The 4,899-nt window shown below is 53.6% G+C and carries 3 rRNA genes; all 3 read left to right on the forward strand.

Annotation, left to right across the window (positions count from 1 at the left end):
- Positions 1 to 131: 131 nt before the first annotated feature.
- The 3 genes from ACZYT4_RS13850 (at position 132) to rrf (ending at position 4,899) form a co-directional block, all read left to right on the forward strand.
- Positions 132 to 1,656: ribosomal RNA gene (locus ACZYT4_RS13850) — 16S ribosomal RNA — on the forward strand.
- A gap of 193 nt (positions 1,657 to 1,849) precedes the next feature.
- Positions 1,850 to 4,747 (forward strand): 23S ribosomal RNA (locus ACZYT4_RS13855).
- 43 nt (positions 4,748 to 4,790) lie between these two features.
- A 5S ribosomal RNA gene (rrf, locus tag ACZYT4_RS13860) occupies positions 4,791 to 4,899 on the forward strand.
- Together the 16S, 23S and 5S rRNA genes form the textbook arrangement of a ribosomal RNA operon.

Below are 4,899 nucleotides of genomic sequence, written 5' to 3' on the forward strand. Positions count from 1 at the left end.
GAGGAGATGGTATTATAGATGAGCACTCGGCGAGAGGGCACAGGGACATTGAAAACTGAACAGTAAACACGTCAAAAGAAAGAAGAAAAAGAAGAGTCAAAGAGGACACAAAGTTGTCTAAGGAATAGAAGACAATGGAGAGTTTGATCCTGGCTCAGGATGAACGCTGGCGGCGTGCCTAATACATGCAAGTCGGACGCGATGCTTCTAGCATCGAGTGGCGAACGGGTGAGTAATACATAAGCAACCTGCCCCAACGAGGGGGATAACTGCTGGAAACGGCAGCTAAGACCGCATAGGCATATCAACCGCATGGGAGATATGTTAAATATCCTACGGGATAGCGATGGGATGGGCTTATGGCGCATTAGCTAGTTGGTGAGGTAACGGCCCACCAAGGCGACGATGCGTAGCCGACCTGAGAGGGTGGACGGCCACACTGGGACTGAGACACGGCCCAGACTCCTACGGGAGGCAGCAGTAGGGAATTTTCGGCAATGGGCGAAAGCCTGACCGAGCAACGCCGCGTGAAGGAAGAAGTCATTCGTGATGTAAACTTCTGTTATAAAGGAAGAATGGCGCCTGTAGGGAATGACAGGCGAGTGACGGTACTTTATGAGGAAGCCACGGCTAACTACGTGCCAGCAGCCGCGGTAATACGTAGGTGGCGAGCGTTATCCGGAATCATTGGGCGTAAAGAGGGAGCAGGCGGCAGTGCAGGTCTGCGGTGAAAGCCCGGGGCTAAACCCCGGTAAGCCGTGGAAACCGCACAGCTAGAGAGCATCAGAGGATCGCGGAATTCCATGTGTAGCGGTGAAATGCGTAGATATATGGAGGAACACCAGTGGCGAAGGCGGCGGTCTGGGGTGCTGCTGACGCTCAGTCCCGAAAGCGTGGGGAGCAAATAGGATTAGATACCCTAGTAGTCCACGCCGTAAACGATGAGTGCTAAGTGTTGGGGGTCAGACCTCAGTGCTGCAGTTAACGCAATAAGCACTCCGCCTGAGTAGTACGTTCGCAAGAATGAAACTCAAAGGAATTGACGGGGGCCCGCACAAGCGGTGGAGCATGTGGTTTAATTCGAAGCAACGCGAAGAACCTTACCAGGTCTTGACATGCCGATAAAGGCTCTGGAGACAGAGAGATAGCTATATCGGACACAGGTGGTGCATGGTTGTCGTCAGCTCGTGTCGTGAGATGTTGGGTTAAGTCCCGCAACGAGCGCAACCCCTGTTGCCAGTTGCCAGCATTAAGTTGGGGACTCTGGCGAGACTGCCTCTGCAAGGAGGAGGAAGGCGGGGATGACGTCAAATCATCATGCCCCTTATGACCTGGGCTACACACGTGCTACAATGGACGGATCAGAGGGATGCGAAGCCGCGAGGTGGAGCGAAACCCAGAAACCCGTTCACAGTTCGGACTGCAGTCTGCAACTCGACTGCACGAAGCTGGAATCGCTAGTAATCGCGAATCAGCATGTCGCGGTGAATACGTTCTCGGGCCTTGTACACACCGCCCGTCACACCATGAGAGTTGGTAACACCCGAAGCCGGTGGCCCAACCGCAAGGAGGGAGCTGTCTAAGGTGGGACTGATGATTGGGGTGAAGTCGTAACAAGGTATCCCTACGGGAACGTGGGGATGGATCACCTCCTTTCTAGGGAGAAGAGAAGAGACGTGGATACTGTTTGGTTTTGAGTGTGTCTGGTAGGGCGCATTCAGCGAACAGGGACATTGAAAACTGAACAGCAAACTTTCTACAAGAAAGCGAAGGAAGATGAAGAGATCAAGAAGAAGAAGGTCGAAATCATCTAGTTGCAAACTAAGAAAGCACAGAAGAGAACACTTTAGGTTAAGCAAAGAAGAGCGTATGGCGAATGCCTAGGCACCAGGAGGCGAAGAAGGACGCAGCAAACGGCGAAACGCGACGGCGAGCAGTAAGCATGCAAAGACCCGTCGATATCCGAATGGGGGAACCCGTCACTCATGAGGGTGACATCATCATGTGAATAGATAGCGTGATGAGGCGATACGCAGGGAACTGAAACATCTCAGTACCTGCAGGAGAAGAAAGTAAGAACGATTCCGTAAGTAGTGGCGAGCGAAAGCGGAGGAGCCCAAACCATCAAAAGATGGGGTTATAGGGCTGTCGACGAAGCTTATGTGACATGATAGGAGAAGCGCAGGGGAAGGCGCAGCGAAGAGGGTGAAACTCCCGTATCCGAAATCGTGAAGCGAGGCGAGGCAGACCCTGAGTACGTCGGGGCACGAGGAATCCTGACGGAAGGATCGAGGACCATCTCGAAAGGCTAAATACTCCCTGGTGACCGATAGTGGACCAGTACCGTGAGGGAAAGGTGAAAAGAACCCCGGGAGGGGAGTGAAAGAGAACCTGAAACCATATGCTTACAAGAAGTCAGAGCCCGTTAAAGGGTGATGGCGTGCCTTTTGTAGAATGAGCCGGCGAGTTATGATGTGGAGCGAGGTTAAGCAGGGAATGCGGAGCCGCAGCGAAAGCGAGTCTTAAGAGGGCGCGAGTTGCATGTCATAGACCCGAAACCGGGTGATCTAGCCATGATCAGGTTGAAGTCGGGGTAAGACCCGATGGAGGACCGAACCGACCCCCGTTGAAACGTTGGCGGATGAATTGTGGCTAGGGGTGAAATTCCAAACGAACCCGGAGATAGCTGGTTCTCCCCGAAATAGCTTTAGGGCTAGCGTCGCGAAGAAGTCGCATGAAGGTAGAGCACTGAATATGTGATGGCCTCATCCCGAGGTACTGAGCATAATCAAACTCCGAATGTCATGAGGACATGCGCGGCAGTCAGACCATGGGTGATAAGGTCCATGGTCAAGAGGGAAACAGCCCAGACCATCAGCTAAGGTCCCCAAATACATGCTAAGTGGAAAAGGATGTGGAGATGTACAGACAACCAGGAGGTTGGCTCAGAAGCAGCCATCCTTCAAAGAGTGCGTAACAGCTCACTGGTCGAATGACTCTGCGCCGAAAATTTACCGGGGCTAAGCATGATACCGAAGCTATGGATTTACGATGTAAATGGTAGGGGAGCGTTCCAGACAGCGAAGAAGCGATACCGTAAGGAGTCGTGGAGCGTGTGGAAGAGAGAATGCCGGTGTGAGTAGCGGCACGTGGGTGAGAATCCCACGCACCGGAGACCCAAGGTTTCCAGAGGAAGGTTCGTCCGCTCTGGGTAAGTCGGGGCCTAAGGCGAGGCCGAAAGGCGTAGTCGATGGATAACGGGTGGAGATTCCCGTACCTGTCTGTGGGCGAGGGAGTGACGGAGACGGCTAGGCAATCCAGCGGCTGGAAGAGCTGGTGCAAGCGAGGTAGGGGGCATCCAGGCAAATCCGGATGTCATAACCCGAAGGCGTGATGCGTATGGAACATTGCGATAAGTACAGAAGTTGTCGATGCCGGCTTCCAAGAAAAGCTTCTAGCGAAACTGCAGACAGCCCGTACCGAAAATGGACACACATGGGTAAGGAGAGAATCCTAAGGTGAGCGAGAGAACTATAGCTAAGGAACTCTGCAAAATGACTCCGTAACTTAGGGAGAAGGAGTGCTCAGAGAGATCTGAGCCGCAGTGAAACGGCCCAAGCGACTGTTTACCAAAAACACAGCTCTCTGCGAAGACGCAAGTCGAAGTATAGGGGGTGACGCCTGCCCGGTGCTGGAAGGTTAAGGGGAGTGGTCAGCTTAGGCGAAGCCATGAACCGAAGCCCCAGTAAACGGCGGCCGTAACTATAACGGTCCTAAGGTAGCGAAATTCCTTGTCAGGTAAGTTCTGACCCGCACGAAAGGCGTAACGATTTGGGCGCTGTCTCGGCTGTAGACTCGGTGAAGTCTTAGTACCTGTGAAGATGCAGGTTACCCGCGACTAGACGGAAAGACCCCATGGAGCTTTACTGTAGCCTGATATTGGACTCTGATGCATGATGTACAGGATAGGTAGGAGGCTGAGAGACGGATACGCCAGTATTCGAGGAGCCGACGTTGGGATACTACCCTTGATGTATTGGAGTTCTAACCGGACGTCATGGAACTGATGACGGGACAGTGTCAGGTGGGCAGTTTGACTGGGGCGGTCGCCTCCCAAAGAGTAACGGAGGCGCCCAAAGATACCCTCAGCATGGATGGAAACCATGCGCAGAGTGCAAAGGCAAAAGGGTGTTTGACTGCGAGACAGACAGGTCGAGCAGGGACGAAAGTCGGGCTTAGTGATCCGGCGGCACCGAATGGAAGGGCCGTCGCTCAACGGATAAAAGCTACCCTGGGGATAACAGGCTGATCTCCCCCAAGAGTTCACATCGACGGGGAGGTTTGGCACCTCGATGTCGGCTCATCGCATCCTGGAGCTGAAGTCGGTTCCAAGGGTTGGGCTGTTCGCCCATTAAAGCGGTACGCGAGCTGGGTTCAGAACGTCGTGAGACAGTTCGGTCCCTATCTGTCGTGGGCGCAGGAAGTTTGAGGAGAGCTGCCCTCAGTACGAGAGGACCGGGGTGGACGGACCGATGGTGCACCAGTTGTCACGCCAGTGGCACAGCTGGGTAGCCAAGTCCGGAAGGGATAAACGCTGAAGGCATCTAAGCGTGAAGCCCCCTCCAAGATGAGACTTCCCATTCTTCGGAAGTAAGGTTCCTCCAAGACGAGGAGGTAGATAGGTCATGGGTGCAAGCATGGTGACATGCTGAGCTGAATGATACTAATAGACCGAGGGCTTAGCCAAGGTGGGAAAATGCTGTTCAGTTTTGAGCGTTCGTGCTCGAGGATCTGGTGGTGAAGGCATGATGGACACACCTGTAACCATACCGAACACAGAAGTTAAGCATCATAGCGGCGAAGATAGTGGGCAACCGCGACAATAGCACGCTGCCAGTC

The sequence above is a fragment of the Massilimicrobiota sp. mt181 genome, from assembly GCF_055420065.1.